Below are 18,666 nucleotides of genomic sequence, written 5' to 3' on the forward strand. Positions count from 1 at the left end.
GCGGGGGGCCCCGCGGGCCCCCCACCCCCCCCCCGCCCGCGCGGGCGCCCCCCCCCCCCCCCCATCCGGCGGGGCCCCTCTCTGGCCCCAACCCCCCGGGCCGCCCCCACGAAGCCGTAACGCCACCGGGATCCGGGATCACGTCATCCGGGTCGCCCACTCCTGGACCTTCACGATGCGCGTCTGGATCTGGTGGGCCGTCGCCTCCGCGCTCGGCGGCCCGCCGCAGACGCGGCGCAGTTCGTTGTGGATCACACCGTGGGGCTTGCCGCTCTGGTGGGTGTAGGCGGAGACCATCGTGTTGAGCTGCTTGCGCAGGCTCAGCAGCTGCTTGTGGGTGACGACGGGCCGGGCGTCGGCCGGCTTCTCCAGGAGGTCGGCCTCCTCGGCCGGCCTCTGGCGGCTGTGCGCGATCTGCCGGGTCTGCCGCTTCTGGAGGAGCAGCTGGACCTGGTCCGGCTCCAGGAGCCCGGGGATGCCGAGGTAGTCCTGCTCCTCCTCGGAGCCGGGGTGGGCCTGCATGCCGAACTCGGCGCCGTCGTAGAGCACCCGGTCGAAGACGGCGTCGGACTCCAGCGCCTCGAAGGGAAGCTGCTCCTCGGTCTCCTCGTCCTCCAGCTTCTCCGCGTCCGCGAGGAGCTTGTCCTCCTCGGAGAACGGGTTCTCCTCGTCGCTGCCCTTCTTCGGCTTGTCGAGCACGTGGTCGCGCTCGACCTCCATCTCGTTGGCGAAGTCGAGGAGCATCGGGATCGTCGGTACGAAGACGGAGGCCGTCTCGCCGCGCCTGCGGGAGCGCACGAAGCGGCCGACGGCCTGGGCGAAGAAGAGAGGCGTGGAGATGGTGGTCGCGTACACGCCGACGGCGAGCCGCGGCACGTCGACGCCTTCCGACACCATCCGCACCGCGACCATCCAGCGCGACTCGTCCGCGCTGAACTTGTCGATCTTCTTGGAGGCGGCCTTCTCGTCGGAGAGGACCACGGTCGGCGTCTCGCCGGTGACCTTCTTGAGGATCTTGGCGTACGCGCGGGCCGACTCCTGGTCGGTCGCGATGACGAGGCCCCCCGCGTCGGGGATGCCCTTGCGGACCTCGGTGAGCCGCTTGTCGGCGGCGGAGAGCACGTTGGGGATCCACTCGCCGGTGGGCGCCAGCGCGGTGCGCCAGGCCTGCCCGATGGCGTCCTTGGTCATCGGCTCGCCGAGCCGGGCGGCGATCTCGTCGCCGGCCTTGGTGCGCCAGCGCATGTTGCCGCTGTAGCTGAGGAAGATGACCGGGCGGACGACGCCGTCGGCGAGCGCGTTGCCGTAGCCGTAGGTGTAGTCGGCGGAGGAGCGGCGGATGCCGTCGTTGCCCTCCTCGTACGCGACGAACGGGATCGGGTTGGTGTCCGACCGGAACGGCGTACCGGTCAGCGCGAGCCGCCGGGTCGCCGGGTCGAACGCCTCCTGGCAGGCCTCGCCCCAGGACTTCGAGTCACCGGCGTGGTGGATCTCGTCGAGGATGACGAGCGTCTTGCGCTGCTCGCAGCGGTTGCGGTGCAGCATCGGGCGGACGCCGACACCGGCGTACGTCACGGCGACCCCGTGGTACTCCTTGCTCAGCGGTCCGGCGCTGTAGTCGGGGTCGAGCTTGATCCCTATCCGCGCGGCCGCCTCCGCCCACTGCTTCTTGAGGTGCTCGGTCGGGGCGACGACGGTGATCTGCTGCACGACATGGTGGTGCAGCAGCCACGACGCGAGGGTCAGCGCGAACGTGGTCTTGCCGGCGCCGGGCGTCGCGACGGCGAGGAAGTCGCGGGGCTGCTCCTGGATGTACCTCTCCATGGCCCCCTGCTGCCAGGCTCGCAGCTTCCCGGCGGTGCCCCAGGGGGCGCGGCCGGGAAAGGCGGGTGAGAGGTGGTGGGAGGCGGTGGTAGTAGTCACGGTCTCCGGTTCGGGGCTCTCGGGTACGTGGGGTGCTGTCCGCACCGGACCCGTTCCGAACGGCCCGGCCCGCGATACGACAACCGGGCCACCCTACCGGTGGCCCGGTTGAAACCCGGTACGAACGAGTCGCGGTTCGAGCCCGTTGAGACCCTCTTCACAGCTGCGGCTACCGGGCGCACACCGGCAGTTGCTCAGCGATCTCGGGCATGTTCGAGGGCGCCTTGGCGCACCGCCGGCACGAACCACTCCGCTCCGTCGACATCGAAGCCCACATCGAGCGGATGCCGTTCGTGTGGAGGAACACCAGGTACCGCGTGGTCACACGCGGTACCGCTGCTCCTTCACTCCTTCTCCCGTACGAGGACCCGGGTCGCCACCCACACCCCCACCAGCGCCACCCCCGCCATCGGCAGGAACACGGCGGCGAACGCGCCCGGGTGCGAGCCGGTGGCGCCGGCCTGCACCGCCCCGTGCGCGGCCGCGCCGAGGGCCTCGCCGCCGAGGGCCGCGAAGGCCGCGCCGCCGATGGCCAGCAGCAGCACGTTGGAGAGGCCGTCGGAGATCTGGAGCGCGGCGGAGTTGGAGCCCGCCTCCTCGGGGGCGGACAGCTTCAGCAGCAGCACGCTGGTGGAGGCGATCACCATGCCCATGCCGAAGCAGCCGAAGGCCCAGGCGACGGCGACGATCCAGACCGGGACCCCCTCGATCAGCACGGAGGGCGCGGCGGCGATCGAGGCGGCGACCAGCACCATGCCGGTCACCATCAGGCGCTCCCGGTGAGCCTCCATACGGGGCCGGGACTGGACGAACGAACCGAGCGCCCAGGTCGCCCCGCCCACGGCCAGCGAGAGCCCGGCCATCGTCGGGGACAGCCCGCGCTGGGTGACCAGCATCAGCGGTACGAAGGACTCGGCGGCGATGAACGACCCGGCGGCGATCCCGCGCAGCAGGACCACCGAGGGCAGCCCGCGCCCCGCCCGTACGGTCCCGGTGGGCAGCAGTCCGCGGACGGCGGGCACCAGCAGGGCGACGCCGACGGCGGCGGGCAGGAGGGCAAGCCAGTTCAGCTCCTGCCCCGCGTACTGAAGCAGCCCCGCCCCCGCCGAGATCCCCAGCGCGAGCCGGATCCGGCGGCGGTCGTACGGCTCGGTGGCGGCGGCCGGGCCCGCGGGCCCGGAGGCGGTCCGCCGGATCGCCGGGAGGGCCAGGGCGAGCGGAATCACGATGAGCACCGGGATGCCGACGAACACCCAGCGCCACCCGAGCTGCTCGGTCACCGTCCCGGAGGCGAGCGGCCCCACGACGGAGGGGATCACCCAGCTCGCGGCGAAGGCGGCCAGGATCGCGGGCCGGATGTGCTCGGGGTAGGCCCGGCCGATGACCACATACAGCGCGACGATCACCAGCCCGCCGCCGAGCCCTTGGACGGCCCGGCCCGCGATGAAGATCCACATGCTGGTGGCCGCCCCGGAGAGCAGCAGGCCGACGCCGAACGCGGTGATCCCGGTGGCGAGCGGCTGCAGCGGCCCGCGCCGGTCGGCCCACTGCCCGGAGAGGACCATGGCGAAGAGGCTGGTGGTGAAGTACGCGGAGAAGGCGAACGCGTAGAGCGGAATCCCGTTCAGCTCACGGGCGGCGACCGGCATGGCGGTACCGACCGCCGTGGCCTCGAACGCGATGAGGAACACCACGGAGACGATGCCGATGCTCAGCGCCCGGTAGGTACGCCCGAGAACGCCCTCGACGGCCGCGAGGGGAATATCGGACAACGGGTCCGGGGAGTGATCGTCGGTCGCGGTCGGCGTGAGGCGCGCGGCATCGGTGCCGTCACGCGGTTCGAGGGCGGTCATGGCCTCAGCGTAAGGGGCATGAAGCGGTTTGGACCCTGTCGATGTGCCGTCCCGGGCTCGGCCCTTGGTCGTAGGTCCGGAGCCCCGGGTGTGAACGGCGTATGGCAGTCGCGTTGCGGCCCGGCCGGATTCCTTGAGCCGACGGACGGCGCCCCGTAGCGTCGTGGACAGAGCAGAACAGAGCACAGGAAACGCACGACCGCACCACCCCGACCGTGTGCCCGAGAGGCTCAGGGGCTCGACTGCAACTCGAGTTACACCGGTTCGATTCCGGTCACGGTCTCCAGAACACGGAAGTGGCCGTCCCCGCAGCCGGGGGCGGCCACTTCCGTGCGGGCGTACGGCGGTCGGCGCTCAGTCCGTCTTCAGCGCCTTCATCACATCGCCCACGTCGCTGATCAGATGGCCCCGGTACCCGAGCAGCTCGGGGCCCTCCGGCGCGTCGTCCGGCATCTTCTCCTCACCGTCCTCCGCTTCGTAGTTCATCCAGGCGGACAGGGTGAGCGTCACGACGGCGCCGCCGTCGACCACCTTCACCTGCATCACGTTGTCGTCCATGACCAGCAGATAGGCCAGGTCCCCGAGGTCCGGGACGCGCTCCACCTGCGTCACACCCATGCCGTCGATCTCCGTCAGCGTGCTGCTCGCCTCGAACTCGGGGCGCGGGTCGGTCTCCTTGTGCAGCTCGGCCGTGACGGACGCCTGGTAGCTCGTCGTCCAGGCACCCCCGTTCTCACCGGCCACTGCCGTGACTTCCGACGAGCCGAAGGTGATGGTGCATCTGATCCGGTGGAGGGCGGGATGCTCGATCCCGTCCAATTCGGTAGCCGGATTCTCCTCCGGCTCCCCCACCACCTCGGTGAGCGCCTTCAGCTCGATCGAGGCGCAGGTGTCCGACTCCACCCGGTAGCCACGAGGGTCCGGCTTCTCGTCGCCGCCGATCCCGTACGCGAAGACCGCCGAAGCCCACACCGCCGACGCCACCAGCGCTCCGGTGACACCCCAGAGCAGCCGGTGCCCCCGACGCCGCCCGGTCGCGGGCTCCCGGTCAAACCCGCTCACCACGTCCCGGGACGAGCCCGGCCCGTCCTCCCCCACCAACTCCGGCTCGGAAATCACACCGGCACCTCCCCCTGGTCAACGGTCACGGTACCGGCCAGGGGCCCAGAGCTGTTGCGCGCGTCACGCGGGGTCGAGTGAGGGCCGCGCCTCCAAGCCGCCATCGTTCTCGCAGCGCAGTTCCTTCGCCATGGCCAGGGCGAAGGAATGAGCCACTGTCGCGTAGGCGTCCTTCAACTTCTCCGGATCGCCCTCGGGTTCCTTGGGCGACCAGCGCTCCACACCGAGTCTGACGTGAGCCGGTGCGGAGCCCGGCAGCTTCTCGCTCCGGCAGGCGAACCGGACAACACCGGCGTCCGGAGCGGCCAATGCCTGCTCCCCCATCGGAAGCACCCTGAACTCCGGAGCAGGTTCACCCTCCGGCGGGCCGCCGGTCAGCTCCCAGGTCACCTCCAGCCGATCACTCAGGGCGGCGTCGATCGCGAACACCTGGCAGATGTCCCCATCACCGGTGATGGACGAGGTGAACTCCTGGCTCAACAACTTCGTGGCATGCGCGACGGTGGACTTCTCGTCCGACTCCTCGAACCGGGAGGACCCCGTGATCACCTTCAGTGATTCGGCCGCCTCGGCGGAGACGGCAGTGCCACCGCACAGTTCCATCGGACCGGTGGACCGCTCATGCGTCGCGTCGGGGCTGCCACCGTCCGTGCAACCGACAGCCCCTGCCGCCAAGGACAAGACGAGGACCGCGCACGCGAGACCGAGGCGGCTACGGCTGGAAGTTCCGCTCATGCGGATGCCGCCACCGCGGAAGGAACAACAGGGGGCTTCACACAATCCATGTCTGCGACAGCTCCCACCGGAGCTCCGCTCCTGGACTCTTCCCAGCTAAGACCGCCGATGGCCTGAATCGCAATGGCCGTCAACCGGTCCATCCTGTGCGACATCGTCATCAGGAGTCGATCTCTGCCGGGCGGCTGACGGGCGGAAGCTGCCGCAGCCCCCGGTCCAGCTTCTTGGGGAGACCGGCGTCGCCCTCGCACTCCAGCTTCTCGGCCACCGCCAAAGACGCGGAGTGGATAATTTCGAGGTTGTCCATCAAGTTCTCCAGAGCATCATCTCGGTCGTGGGCTTCGCTCAATCCTCCGTAGATCCGCGCCGGGCGGTTCTTCGAGCCATCAAGTCGCGGGCTGACGCATTCGAAATAGATGCCGGCCGAGCGGACGTTGGCCACCGCTTCCTTACCCAACGAGAACCGTCGCTCCCCTTTAGCGCTCCCTGGGTAATTGACGTCTTGCGGAGCGTATATGTGGAAACGCAAGGTCGTCTCATCAGTACTGTGACTTCCCTTGGCGGCCATCTCGCAGAGATCTCCCCCCGGCGACCAGCTACGACCGGTGGCGTACTCCTTCTCGATCGTCTCGATCAGCCGATCCATGCCATCGCCCGCTCGACGTTTGAAGGACGTCGCGCCCGTCACGGTCTCCACCGTCTCCTCCAGGTCACCCGCGAACACCCCCTCGCACACCTCCGCCGCATTGACATACGGCGATTGAGGCTCCGAGCCCGATGAGCATGCGGTAGCACAGACGGCCACGAGCAGGCCAGCGATCAGCGTCTTTCCGTTCCGTTTCACAGCCATACCTTTCACCGCGGCCCGGGGGCAGCCTCAGCCCGTCTCCGGGTTCACACCCTGCTGGTTCTCCCGGGCATTACCGACCCCGTAGCCCAGGAGCATCGCTTGCTTCAGGTCCTCTCGGAGCTTTGTGTCTTCCTCGGTCGCATGGAGAGCAAGGAATCCCTCCATCGGGGCCTCCGCCATGGATTCACCCGAGCGATAGATCCTGTCCCATTCCTCGTCGGTGAGCTGCTCCGCCTTCTCCTTGCTCTTGTCGACCGAGTTGTCCGAGACGTCCCCGACGACCTGGCCGATGAGCTGCTCCGCAGCACCGCCGGCCGTATCGGTCGCCAGAGGGATCAGTACGGCGGCCGCACCCACCGCAGCCGTCGCCGGCAGGAACGCGACACCGGCCGCGATTCCCACTCCCGCACCGAACTCCACCCAGCCCGCGCGCTTGGCTACCGCCTTCTCGTAATCCTCATGCGTCTTCATGTGATCCGCCTGGACCTGGTCAGCCCTGGACTGGTCGAGCATGCCCTGCATCTCGGCTCCAACCCGAACGGTCGTACGTGCGGCGTCCGAGTCGATTCCGTCGGGACCCACGTGCGTCTCCAGAACGCTTCTCGTGTACGCCTGCTCCGCGGTCGAAAGGGTGGCGTAGGCGTCCGGATGCTGACCGAGAGCGCTGAGGAATTGGCGAGCGTCCGCCCGCCCCTGCTCCCCGTCAACACCGAAGGGAATATGCCCTTCGGTGTTCGTGGTGGGGGCGAAGATACTCTCTGCATCGCCCTTGTCCAAAGCCCAGTTGATGTCGTCGATGTATCCCGCACCCATAACGCCCATGCTGTCCGCCAAGCCCTCCTGGTGCTTGAGCAGGCCCGCGTCCGCCCCGTACTTCTCCATGACCTTCTGCATGACCGCGGCGTTGTCGGCGTCCCGCTGCACGCGCGCGTCCGGCTCGCCCGCCGGGTAGCCCAGAGTCGCCGCCTCCAGGGCATGGCCCAGCGCGTCCGGCATGTACTGGAGGGTGGGTGCCAATTTGTCCGGATCGGTGGAGTTGGCGTCCGGGAACGACTCCCACTTCTCGTTCCCGAAGAAATCGAGGTAGTTGTCGATGGCCTCGTCATCTTTCTTGCCGAGGTCGGCCGTGGCGCCTCGGTTGACCGTGCCGTCCTCGTTGTAGGCCGTCGGGTCATCGGTGAAGAACTTCTTCGCGGCGTCCGGGCTGTTCCCCAGCGCCTCCAGCATGGCTGTGGTGGGGTCGTATCCGGACCCGTTCTTACCCGAGGGGTTGAACGGATTCTCCAGAAAGCCGTTCACCTGCTTGTTGCCGGCGAACCGGTAAGGATCCTGCTGGTGCAGCTGCGCCACGTGCTCGGCGATCGGGTTGAGGAACTTCGCGTCATAGTTCCCGTACCGCATGATGCCGCCGAGCAGCTGATAGCCGTATGGAGCGCTGCCGGTATCGTATTTGGACAGCGGAATCTGCTGGGTACCCATCTTGCGGAGCTCCGGCCCCCACTCCGCGGTGAACGCCTTGTCATGCGAGGCGGTGGCCAGGTTCAGGCCGAGGTTGCGCTGGAGCGCCTGGACCTCTGCCAGCCGCTCCTTGTCGACCTTGGCGTAGTCGTTGGTGTCCGTGGAGAGCTGGCCGAAGAATGCGAGGGCCTTCTCCGGGCCGAGCTTCTCGTAGAAGTTCTTGGCGAACTCCGCCGACCTGCCGTTGTCGCGCAGCAGCTCGTTGAGCTCCTGGAGTTGGGCATCCGTGAGGTCGCGACCCTTTGCGGCCAGGGCAACAGCGCGGGCCGCCTCTTCCTGGTCCAGATTCTTGTACTTCGGACTGCTGAAGTCCTTGCCCTCGGTGACATTGGCCTCAAGGGCATTCTTGAAAGCGACATCGGTGTCATTGCAGTTGTCGACGATCAAGTCGATCTTCTTCTGCCAACCCTCGACGGCTTCCTTCTGCTTGCGAAGCGCTTCGGGATAATCAGGATCGTTCCGCACTCCCGCGCCTTGCTCCTCCAGCGGCTTCCGCGGCGTGACCTTTCCCTTGGAATCCACATGGATGCCCGCCTCGCGCCCGTCGACGTCGCGGATGTTCACCAAGTCGTCCTTGGCCTTCTTGAAGGCCGTGTGCGCGTCCTCCAGGACGAGCTTGACACCTTTGGCCTCGGCGACCGCATCCTTGAACTCTTTGGCGGTCTTACCGATGAACCCTTTGGTGATGCCGGCGTTCACGCCTTCCCACTCGGCCTTGTCCGCCTTGACCTTCATACCATCATTGGCCACCTCGGCCAGGCGTTGCAGCTTGGTGACCATCTCCGACCAGTCGTCGACGGCTTCCTTCAGCTTGCCGAGCGGTGCGTCGATGATGTCCTCGTACTTCAGCACGCCAACTCCCCCGTGACTTACTTCAGATACTCGTTGAGCTTCGAGACACGGATCAGATCGCCGACGATCTGAACGTCGTCCTTGTGATGAGCGGCCTTGGAGTAGTCAAGGTGGTTCGAGATCTGCGCGCAGGCGTCGAGGAGCGTCTTGGTATGTGTCTGCCAGCGGTCGTGAACCTTCAACAGCCCGGACCCACTGACGAAGTTGCCGTTGGTGAGCGCGATGGCCGCGTCGAAGGTCGTGGGCCGGGCGTGGTCGCCGTCCTTCGACAGCCGCGTGCGCAGCTCGTACGCGTCATGCCCGATCGCACCCATGTCGTCATCGTTCACGGCAAGGTCAGCCCGGGACGGGCCCTTCGGGCTTCCTGGCTCAGCAGGTGCGCCGTTGAGGCGCATGTCAACCCTCTGGGCCGATTCGGCGCGAAGCGCTGACCATTCTGCGTCGAATGTCATGATTCCCCTGTGGTCACTCGTGAAGTCCCCTGAACCTTGGCGACTTCACCCGACGAGGACGCTCATGCTAGCCGCCTGGCATCAATCAGACCGCCCCGGACCATGCGGTCTCCGCAACTCCATCACACGGCAAGGGACGTCCCCGCCTCCCGACTTATGTTCCTTCCTGCGAGCCTCCCCACTCCCCGCCAACTAGCACCCGCAAGGCATGCTGACCCTGAACCCCAGGAAGAGCAGGCTGGGGACTACCTGCAGAAGCTGCATTAATGCAGACAAAAGACTTCGCTTCAGCCAACTAAATGGTGCGAATTTCGCCATCGCGCGGCTGCTGCGGAGCAGCGCAATATGCGCCTTTTCGTACACTCAGCCGGTGGAGCCGCGACCTTGATCAGGTAGAGCCCCATAGGGCGTACCGGAGCGGAGGCACGCGGCAGGGGATCGTGGTTCATTGAGGCCGTCGGTAGCAGACGAGACTTCAGGACAGGGAGGTGAAGATGCAGACCGTTCCCACGGGCGCGGACACCCCGCCAGTACCGCGTATCTCATCACTTGTCATCGCGCCGCACACAGGCCTGGGACGCCCCTCAGCCGACGGAGCCAGGACCTCGGTTGGGAGGGGCTCCGTAGGGGACGTCGGGGTAGGAGTTGTTCGGCGGTGGACCGTAGGGAGAGTACGGGGGCTGCGCATGCTGTTGGGGCGGATACGGCTGCTGTTGCCACGCCGGCGGAGCCTGTGCGGCAACAGCCTCCCGCCGACGGGAACGGACCACCAGCGCAGTGGCGACGCCGACCACTACAACTGCCGCGCCGGCGCCAAGGCCGAGCCAGAGCCCAGTGTTGCCGCCCTCGCCCGCAGCCGCAGCAGCCGGTTCCTTGGTTTCGCGGGCACCATCCGCAGCCTTGGACGGCTGCGGCGAGGGCGACTTGGACTCCGCTGCGGCGAGATCCGGCAGCGGGTACACATCCGCGGGCCCGGGGTCTCCTGGCGTCGTGAGCGCAATACGCGGACGAACGATCCCGTAGCCAATCCCGTCGGACCGCTCCTTGCCACTGACGGGACCGCCCGCAGTGTTGAGCATGACCCGCAGGACCTGATGGTTCGTCCAGTCCGGGTACTTGGACCAGATAAGGGCGGCGGAGGCGGAGGCGAGAGCCGTTGCGTCGCTGGTACCGCTGCTCTCACACAACTGGGTTCCTCCAGAACACGCGTGAACAGTGTCCACGCCTGGAGCTGCGAGATCGACCTGCGGTCCGTACTGAGAGGACTTGGCCCTTCGAAGATCCCTTCCGACGGACCCCACGCCGACAACACCCGGCGTCCCGGCGGGATACTCGATCGAGTTTTCCTTATCTCCACTGTTCCCCGCTGCCGCGAAGACCAGAGACCCTTTATCCAGGGCATAACTGACAGAATCCGTCAACCGTTGCGACCCGACGTGATTACCGAGAGAAATATTGATAACCTTGGCGCCCTGATCCACAGCGAAGCGAATCCCCGCCGACAAGTCATCGCTGAAATATTTATCTCCTGTCGCGCCGTTTACTTTACCCACGCTGTCCTTGACCCGGATCGGGAGGATTTTGGATCCCGGGGCCAGGCCGAAAGCACCGTCCCTGCCGCCGGCGTTGCCCGTTCCAGCAATAAGACCAGCGATCCCGGTCCCATGATTGTTGTAGTCCGTACTCTCGTCCCCCGGAGAATCTGTCGCCAGATCTTTTCCTTTGAGAACACGCCCCTGAAGATCAGGGACCGAAGCATCCACACCTGAATCGATCACTGCAACAGTGACGTTCTCACCGGTGCTGATCTTCCACATCTGCTCGGCACGCATCACATCCAGATGCCACTGATCGGAACGAACGGAATCAGCGTGTGCAGAGGTAGCGCCTACCAGGAGCAGTGCCACAACGGCTGACAGGACGGCCCCTGGCCGGGCAACGGCTGCACTGCTGGTACGCATTCCACTCCCTTTTTCTGGATTCTTGATGCTCAGTCGATGACCGGCGGGACGACCCGTCGGCTGCCCTGCTGCCAGGTGTCCTCGTCCTCGACGAGGTAGTCCGGCCGCTCGCGCTCATTGCGCCGGGGATCCCCAGCTCGTTGCGGAGTGGCTCCACGACCCATCTGACCGACCGCACGGCTGCCGTCGCCCGATCCGGCCCCTCGCACCAGCCCCGTGCCCCCAGGCGTAAAGGGGCGGCCGGTAGCGCTTCCTGTCTGCTGCGGCGGCCGTCCGCCCACCATGCCCCCGGTCTGCCCCGTTAGTCGGCGGTCACCGACGACCCCGCTCCGGCTGCCGCCTCCGGCACCTCCCATGCCGGCACCGGCGCCGTGTCCCATCATTCCGCGGCCAGCCTGAGTGCCTTCGCCTCCGATCACCGTGCCACGCGGCAGACCTCCCGTTGGGCGCCCGGTGGTCTGTGCCACAGGGCGGCCACCGGTCACTCCGCTGTCTCGGATCGGCGGGGCCAGCGGGCCGGTGCCCAAAGCCGTGGGAGGACGGACCGTGCCCGTCGTCCTGCCCCCGGCGGTCGTCGGCGGCTTCAGACCAGGCCCACCCACGAAGGGAGGTGGCAGTACAGCAGGCGCCGTGATAAACCCGTCGGGCTTGTTAACGCCGGGATTCGGGGTCGGGCCTACCACGGGATTCGATGGTGCTGGCGGCAGCGTCGCAACACTATCGATCTCCATGTCCACCGGCCGCTGCACCGCCTCTACCACCGGTGAAGACATGCTCGCGTGCGTAAGGGAGGGTGCGTCCGCGCCCACCGTCACTCCATGGCCGTCCCCAAGCGTCGATGCGCTACCGACTCCACCGGGCACGGCACCCGCAGCAACGCCCTCGGTCGGCACACCGCCGGAGCGATGCCGGTTGACATATCCCCGCTCCCTCTCCGTGGCAGTCGGCGAAATACCCTGCGGCGGCGGCGGAAACGTCGGCCGCTCCAGCTTGTCGAGCTGGGACACCGAATGCGTGTACGTCTGGGAGAGCTTCCGCATCTCCGCCGCCACAGCCTCCCGCTCCCCGTTCAGCTTCTTGATCAGCCCCGCGGAGTCCGGGTCGTTCCGCGCCGACTCCGCCGCCTTGAGGCTCGCCTCAGGGTCTCCCGTGGGGCGAGGTACCGCCGTCTTGGCCTGCGCGATCGCCGTGGCGGTTTCACCCAGGCGCTTCGACGCGTCCCGGCTGAACTCGCCCAGACGCAGCGTGGAGTTGGCCAGATCCGCACTCCACGTGCGGAACGAATCGGCGCCCTCGCCCTTCCACTTCACGATCTGCGGACGGACCTTCAGCTCTTCGCCGATTTTCGAGATCTCTTTCGCCGCGCTCGACAGACGGTCGGCCACGCCCTGGACAGCCGTGCTGCTGGCCTGATCGAGCCACGCGATCATCTGCTTGTGCGACATGTCCTCAAACGATGTCGAACCCATCTCACTCCCCCGTTCGTACCGATGATCGCCGTGCCGGCCCTACCGCCATCAGGCACCCCCGGTGTCGTCGGTCGGCGAGGGCTGGGGCGTGGGCGACGTCTTCTCGCCGTTTGCGCCCGGCTTGTCTCCGCCCGGAACCGGGTTGTACTTGCCTGGGTAGTGCTCCTCCGCGTCTGCCTTGATGGCGAGCATGCGGTCGCGGATGTCCTGGTCCATGTTGTCGTAGCCCTTGTGCGACGCCAGGACCGCGATGCTCATGCCCTCTATCGAGTCCGAGAGCAGCTTCGACAAGGTCTCCAGCTCGCCGACGACCTTCTCGTACGAGGCGAACAGGGTCTTCGCCTCCGGCCAGGCCACGTCGCCGAACTGGCTGTCCTTGATGGAGATCTCGCCCAGCTTCTTGGCGTCCGCCGGCGAAGCCTTCAGGTCCACCAGTATCTCGTCGATACGGTCACGGAACTTGGTGAAGGACTCCAGCTCCGTGTAAAGGTCGGACACCATGCTCTGCGCCGCAGCGACGGCGCCCTCAATGAATCCCCCGAAGAGCCCCCCGGAGGAGCCGGCCCCTTCGGAGCCCTCTCCCGTCGCCACAACACCCTCCCCGTTGTCCTGCTGGTACAGCTTCGAGGATCACTGTAGCCAGCATCGGTGACAGCTCGCACCCTTTGATTGCACGTGCAATGCGCATCACACTGCCCCGACGGCGGTTACGAGCCAGTCAGGGCTTGGGTGTTGCCACCGCCGCCTGAGGTCTGATGGGGAGTCGGTTCACCGGGCGGCCGGTGGCGGAGCGGACCGCGGAGGCTACGGCGGCGGGGGCCGTGACGACCGGGACCGCCGAGGCCGGCTTCGCGCCGAAGGGGGCCACCACGTCGCGTTCCTCGACCAGTTTCACGATGCGGATGTCCGGGGTGTCCAGCGAGGTCGGGAGCGCGTAGCCGGTCAGGTCGGGGTGGCGGATCAGGCCCTTCGCGGTGCGGAGGTTCTCCGTGAGGGCCGCGCCGATGCCCTGCGTGATGCCCGCCTCGATGCGGATCGCCAGCTGGGCGGGGTTGAGGACGCGGCCGACGTCCTGGGCGACCGCCATCTCGACGACGCGTACGGAGCCGAGCTCGATGTCGACGTCGACCACCGCCCGTACCGCGCAGAACGCGAGGCCGACGAACGCGTCGCCCTGGCCCGACTCGTCCAGCGGTTCCGTGGGGTGGGGGCGGCACTGGGCGGTGGCCCAGAGTTCCTTGCCGTCCAACGCCTCCGTGACGGTGGTGGACAGTACGCCGTCGTACGAGGTGATCTTTCCGTCGGCGATCTGGAGCAGCTCCGTGGACATGCCGAACTTGTGGGCCAGCGGCTGGAGGAGCTGGGTGCGGACCATCTTCGCCGCGCGCTCCACCGCCCCGCCCGACACCCAGGTGTGGCGACCGTGCGTCGCCGGGCCCGCCGGGGGCTGGTCGGTGTCGACCGCGGCCACGTGGACCTCGTCCACGCCCAGGACCTCCTGGACGATCTGGCGGGCGAGGGTGGTGAAGCCCTGGCCCGTCTCCACCGCCGCGCAGATCACCGTGGCCACGCCGTCGTGGACCCGGACCGTGGCCGTCGAGACCTCGTCCGTGCCCTCGGCGCCGAGCATGTGGACCATGCCGACGCCGTAGCCCACGCCCCGGCGCACCGCCCCGGGCTCCCCCGCGCCCTCGGGGCCGCCCGGCAGCAGCCAGTCGTCCTCCGGGGCGTCCTTGGGGAGGGACGGGAGGGGGTGGTCGCGTACGGCCTGGAGCAGTTCGGCCACCGGGGCCGGGCAGGTCACCGTCTGGCCCGTGGGCAGGATGTCGCCCGTGGAGAGCGTGTTGCGCAGGCGCAGTTCGGCCGGGTCGATGCCCAGCTTCGCGGCCAGCTTGTCCATCTGGCCCTCGTACGCCGCGCAGACCTGCATCGCGCCCTCGCCGCGCACGTGGCCCGACGGCGGGTTGTTCGTGCGGACCGCCCAGCCCTCGATGAAGGCGTGCGGGACGACGTAGGGGCCGCAGGCGAAGGCCACGGCGGCGGCCAGGGATTCGGAGGAGGCGTCGGCGTACGCGCCCGCGTCCAGCAGGATCTGGGCCTCCACCTTGACCAGCCGGCCCTCCGCGTCCGCGTGGTGGCGGTAGCGCAGCAGCGTGGGGTGGCGGTGGGTGTGGCCGAGGAAGGACTCCTCGCGGCTCGCGGCCAGCTTCACCGGGCAGCCGGTGCGCAGCGCCAGCAGGCCCAGCGGGATCTGGAATCCCGGGTCCTCGCGGTCGCCGGTCGCGCCGGGCACCCCGGTCACGACGACCTTGACCCGGTCCGGCTCCAGGCCGAAACAGGCCGCGATCAGGTCGCGGTCGGTGTGCGGGTCGGTGGAGGCGGTGTAGATCTCGACGCCGCCGTCCGGGCGGGGCACGGCGAGGCCGGCCTCCGCGCCGATCGGGGCCGGGTCCTGGCGGCCGATGCGGTACAGGCCCTCCACCACGACCTCGCCCGACGCCTCCGCGTCGCCGTAGCGCAGGGGGATGTGGCGGATCAGGTTGCCGTCGGGGTGCAGCGGCTCCGCGGCGAACGCCTTCTCCGGGTCCGTGACCGGCTCCAGCACCTCGTACCGTACGGCGATGGCGGCGGCGGCCAGCCGTGCGGTGTCCGGGTGGTCCGCCGCGACCGCCGCGATCGGCTCGCCGTGGTGGCGGACCAGGTCGGAGGCGAACACCGGGCGGTCCACCACATGGCGGCCGTAGTTGCTGTCCCCCGGCACGTCCTCGTGCGTGACGACCGCGCGCACCCCGGGCATCTCCTCGGCCCCCGAGGTGTCGATGGACAGGATGCGCGCGTGCGGGTGCGGGGAGCGCAGCACGGCGGCCCACAGCAGGCCCTCGGCCCAGAGGTCGGCGGCGTACGGGAAGGTGCCCTCGGTCTTCGCGCGGGCGTCGGCGGCCGGCAGTGAGGCGCCGAGGCCCAGCAGGGGCGGCTCCTGGTCCGGGCCGGAGCCCGCGCCCGGTCCGCCGCCGATGGCGTCGATCCTGGGCAGGCTGGTGCTGGTCGCGTTGGCCGCGGTGGCCGCGTCGCTGCTCACGCCGCCTCCTTGTCGTTCGCCCCGCCGGTGCGGCGGCGGGGGGTGGGCCCTGGGTTCGCGTGGTGCGGGTGCTGCTGTCGGACGGCGGGGCCGCGGGCGTGCCTCACTGCGCCTCTCCCTCGTGCGGGTGGGGCCCCAGCTGCACGCCGCCGGCGCCCGGCTCGGCCTGGTGCGGGATGCGCGCTTCGTCCGGGACCGCCGTGGCCGCCTCGGCGCTCGCCTCGCGGGCCGCGACGACGTCCGCGACCGCGTCGAGCACGCCCCGGTAGCCGGAGCAGCGGCAGAGGTTGCCGCAGAGCGCCTGGCGGGTCTCCAGCTCGCTGGGGGCGTGGTTGCCCTCCAGCAGGTCGTGGACGGTCATCGCCATGCCGGGGATGCAGAAGCCGCACTGGACGGCTCCGCAGGCGGACAGGGCGCGCTGGACGTCGGAGGGTTCGCCGTCGACGGCCAGGCCCTCGACCGTACGCACCTCGCTGCCCGCCGCCGTGGCCGCGGGGACCAGGCAGGAGGCGACCAGCCGGCCGTCGACCTGGACGTTGCACGCGCCGCACTCGCCCTGCGAGCAGCCGTCCTTGGCCCCGGCGAGGCCGAGGCGCTCGCGGAGCACGTAGAGCAGGGACTCGCCGATCCAGGCGTCGCTGACCGGGCGGTCCATGCCGTTGACGTGGAGGAGGTAGGACGCGGCGGGGTGCTCGCTCGGTACGTCGAGGAGGGCGGGGGCGGCGGCCGCGACGAGGTCGGGGTCGGGGGCCGCGGTGGCTTCCGCCTCCGGACGCGCGTCCGCGCCCGCTTCCGCGCTCGCTCCCGTTTCCGCACCCGGTTCCGCTTCGCCTTCCGGGGATGCGTTCGCATCGGCCTCGGGACCGGCTTCGGGTGGCGCTGCCGGCTCGTCCGTCACCGGTTCCGCTTCCGGGGCCTCCTCCGTCACGGGTACGGGGTGGGCCTCCGGTTCCGGTGTGGCCCAGGGGGCGGGCGCGCCGCCGGGCAGCGTGGCCGGGCGGGCGCTGTCCGCGTACCACTGCGGGGTGTGCGCCGAGGCCAGGAACTCGCCCGATTCATCCGGGAGATCCCCCTCCGCGACCGGGATCGTCCACTGTCCGGTGTGGCCGGGAGCACCGGCCTCCCCGGCGGCCGGGGAGGTCTCCGGGGCGGTCGCGTCCGGACCCGGCGTCTCGCCGAAAGCCTCGGTGAAGTTCCACTGGGCCGTGGCGTGCGAGGTGTCCTGGTACGGGCCCTGGTAGCCGCTGGGCACGCCGCCCTGCTGGTTCGGGTCGGGCCAGTGGACCGCGCCGGTCTCCTGGGCGGCGGCAGCGGCCTCCTGGGCGCGCTGCTCGGCCTCGGCCTGCTGGGTCTGCGTCTGGATCACCCAGCTGCCCGTCGCCGCCGGGTCCAGACCGGCGGCCGGGGTCAGCGGCAGGATCATCGGGGGGACGTACCCCTGGCCGGGCGCGGCCAGCGGGATGTTCGCCAGGTCCTCCGGCGACAGGTGGACGAACGCGGTGGCGTCGGCCGCGGTGGCGTCGGCGTCGAAGCCGTCGCCCTGCGGTGTCGGCTCCCAGCCGCCGTACCGGGGGTCCGGGCCCTCGGAGTGCCCCTGCCCCTGCTGGGCGTGTTGGTTGGCGGCTTCCTCATTGCTCACGACAGTGCCCTCCCCAGCGCGCGTCGGGCGAGCGCGGCGACGGTGCGCCGCAGGTGCAGGACGGCCGGGGACAGCGGCGGGGCCTCTGATCCGTCGGCCGGTGGTGCGTGGTCCGGGATGCAGGCGGCGGCGACGTACTCGCCGAAGGCGGCCAGCGCGTCGGGGGCCAGGCCCCGCTCGCCGTCCCAGTCGATCAGCGAGGCGATCCACTGCTCCGCCTCCAGCGGGCGCAGCGGCATCGGGGCGATGGCGCCGACCGCACAGCGCACGCCCCGGCGGGCCGGGTCCAGGACGATGGCGACCGAGGCGGTGGCGCGGCCCGGGCCGGTGCGGCCGGTGGCCTTGAGGAAGACCTGCGGGGCGTGCAGCAGCGGTACGCGGACGAAGCCGATCAGCTCCGCGGGCTCCAGCAGTTCGCGGCCGGCCAGCAGGTGGGAGACGGGGATCTCGCGGCGGGCGCCGCCGGGGCCCGCGATGACCAGCTCGGCCTCCAGCGCGGCCAGGACCGGCAGGGCGTCGCCGGTGGGCGCGGAGGTGACGATGTTGCCGCCGAGCGTGCCCGCGTTGCGGATCTGGGGCGGGCCGGCGGCGCGGGCGGAGGCGGCGAGGGCGGGGATGAGGGCGGCGAAGTCGGGGCGTCCCATGCGGGCGTGGGTGAGTCCGGCGCCCAGGAGCGCGTGGCCGTCCTGGTAGTGCCAGCCGCGCAGCTCGCTGATCCGGCCGAGGCCGACCAGGCCCGAGGGGCGCAGGAGCCCCTTGTTGACGGCTGCCATCAGGTCCGTGCCCCCGGCAACCGGAACGGCTGCGGGCATGGCGCCGAGTGCCGCCACGGCCTCGTCCAACGAGGTCGGCAGCGTCACCGACTGCATCGCCTGCGGTGCGTGCGTGGTCAACCCAGCTGCCCCTTCCCGGTGTCCCGGCGCTCTGGCCTGTTCCGCCGTACGGTACGTGTTCACAGCCCGGACGTGGCAACTCTGGCACATCTTCCGATCGGACCGGCGTGAGGGTCCGCGAAGGACGGTTCCGTCCCTGACCTGCGGGATGTTCCGGTTTCGCATGTCTTCGGCGGGGAGGGTGAATTGCCACTCTTCAGCGAGGCTTGTACGGCTTATGCCGTTCGCGCCCTTGCGCCGGGCACCCGGATCGCGCCCTCGCTCCTGCGTGTGTCGGCGGGGCGGCCGGCCCCGGACGCGCGTCGGCCGCAGCGGTCCCGGAG

The 18,666-nt window shown here is 69.5% G+C and carries 13 protein-coding genes and 1 tRNA gene; 1 reads left to right on the forward strand and 13 read right to left on the reverse strand.

Going from position 1 to position 18,666, the window contains the following annotated elements; all coding sequences use genetic code 11:
* Positions 1-138: 138 nt before the first annotated feature.
* Both ACFWRV_RS33195 and ACFWRV_RS33200 read right to left on the reverse strand, forming a co-directional pair.
* The gene (locus tag ACFWRV_RS33195) at positions 139-1,923 is read right to left on the reverse strand and encodes a DEAD/DEAH box helicase (RefSeq protein ID WP_384339624.1); all 1,785 of its coding nucleotides are present in this window, start codon (positions 1,921-1,923) and stop codon (positions 139-141) included.
* Between the two features lie 344 nt (positions 1,924-2,267).
* The gene (locus ACFWRV_RS33200) at positions 2,268-3,776 is read right to left on the reverse strand and encodes an MFS transporter (RefSeq protein WP_384339625.1); all 1,509 of its coding nucleotides are present in this window, start codon (positions 3,774-3,776) and stop codon (positions 2,268-2,270) included.
* Positions 3,777-3,987: 211 nt separating this feature from the next.
* On the opposite strand from ACFWRV_RS33200, the gene ACFWRV_RS33205 reads away from it, so the two are divergent.
* Positions 3,988-4,062, forward strand: a tRNA-Cys gene (locus ACFWRV_RS33205).
* A 68-nt stretch (positions 4,063-4,130) separates the two neighbouring features.
* Here ACFWRV_RS33205 and ACFWRV_RS33210 read toward each other — a convergent pair.
* From ACFWRV_RS33210 to ACFWRV_RS33260, 11 genes are all read right to left on the reverse strand, one after another.
* Complete coding sequence (locus ACFWRV_RS33210; protein ID WP_384339626.1) at positions 4,131-4,895, reverse strand: hypothetical protein; 765 nt, start codon at positions 4,893-4,895, stop codon at positions 4,131-4,133.
* A 63-nt stretch (positions 4,896-4,958) separates the two neighbouring features.
* Positions 4,959-5,498, reverse strand: coding sequence for a hypothetical protein (locus tag ACFWRV_RS33215; RefSeq protein ID WP_384339627.1), 540 nt, complete (start codon positions 5,496-5,498; stop codon positions 4,959-4,961).
* A 292-nt stretch (positions 5,499-5,790) separates the two neighbouring features.
* Positions 5,791-6,474: a hypothetical protein gene (locus ACFWRV_RS33220; protein ID WP_384339628.1), complete on the reverse strand. Its 684-nt coding sequence runs from the start codon at positions 6,472-6,474 to the stop codon at positions 5,791-5,793.
* Between the two features lie 33 nt (positions 6,475-6,507).
* Positions 6,508-8,850, reverse strand: a complete 2,343-nt coding sequence (locus tag ACFWRV_RS33225) for a hypothetical protein (RefSeq protein WP_384339629.1) — start codon at positions 8,848-8,850, stop codon at positions 6,508-6,510.
* A 17-nt stretch (positions 8,851-8,867) separates the two neighbouring features.
* Positions 8,868-9,302, reverse strand: a complete 435-nt coding sequence (locus ACFWRV_RS33230; RefSeq protein ID WP_384339630.1) for a hypothetical protein — start codon at positions 9,300-9,302, stop codon at positions 8,868-8,870.
* A 584-nt stretch (positions 9,303-9,886) separates the two neighbouring features.
* A complete protein-coding gene (gene mycP / locus ACFWRV_RS33235; protein ID WP_384339631.1) occupies positions 9,887-11,263 on the reverse strand; it encodes a type VII secretion-associated serine protease mycosin in 1,377 nt (458 codons plus the stop codon).
* A 29-nt stretch (positions 11,264-11,292) separates the two neighbouring features.
* The gene (locus tag ACFWRV_RS33240; RefSeq protein ID WP_384339632.1) at positions 11,293-12,708 is read right to left on the reverse strand and encodes a hypothetical protein; all 1,416 of its coding nucleotides are present in this window, start codon (positions 12,706-12,708) and stop codon (positions 11,293-11,295) included.
* A 72-nt stretch (positions 12,709-12,780) separates the two neighbouring features.
* A complete protein-coding gene (locus ACFWRV_RS33245) occupies positions 12,781-13,233 on the reverse strand; it encodes a hypothetical protein (protein WP_384339633.1) in 453 nt (150 codons plus the stop codon).
* 217 nt (positions 13,234-13,450) lie between these two features.
* The gene (locus ACFWRV_RS33250; RefSeq protein ID WP_384339634.1) at positions 13,451-15,811 is read right to left on the reverse strand and encodes a xanthine dehydrogenase family protein molybdopterin-binding subunit; all 2,361 of its coding nucleotides are present in this window, start codon (positions 15,809-15,811) and stop codon (positions 13,451-13,453) included.
* A gap of 103 nt (positions 15,812-15,914) precedes the next feature.
* The gene (locus ACFWRV_RS33255; RefSeq protein ID WP_384339635.1) at positions 15,915-17,450 is read right to left on the reverse strand and encodes a 2Fe-2S iron-sulfur cluster-binding protein; all 1,536 of its coding nucleotides are present in this window, start codon (positions 17,448-17,450) and stop codon (positions 15,915-15,917) included.
* On the reverse strand, positions 17,447-18,343 hold the full coding sequence (locus tag ACFWRV_RS33260) for an FAD binding domain-containing protein (protein WP_384339636.1): 897 nt from the start codon (positions 18,341-18,343) through the stop codon (positions 17,447-17,449). Before ACFWRV_RS33260 ends, ACFWRV_RS33255 begins: the two co-directional genes overlap by 4 nt.
* Between the last annotated feature and the right edge of the window lie 323 nt (positions 18,344-18,666).

Source organism: Streptomyces sp. NPDC058576 (assembly GCF_042718715.1).
Classification (GTDB): domain Bacteria; phylum Actinomycetota; class Actinomycetes; order Streptomycetales; family Streptomycetaceae; genus Streptomyces.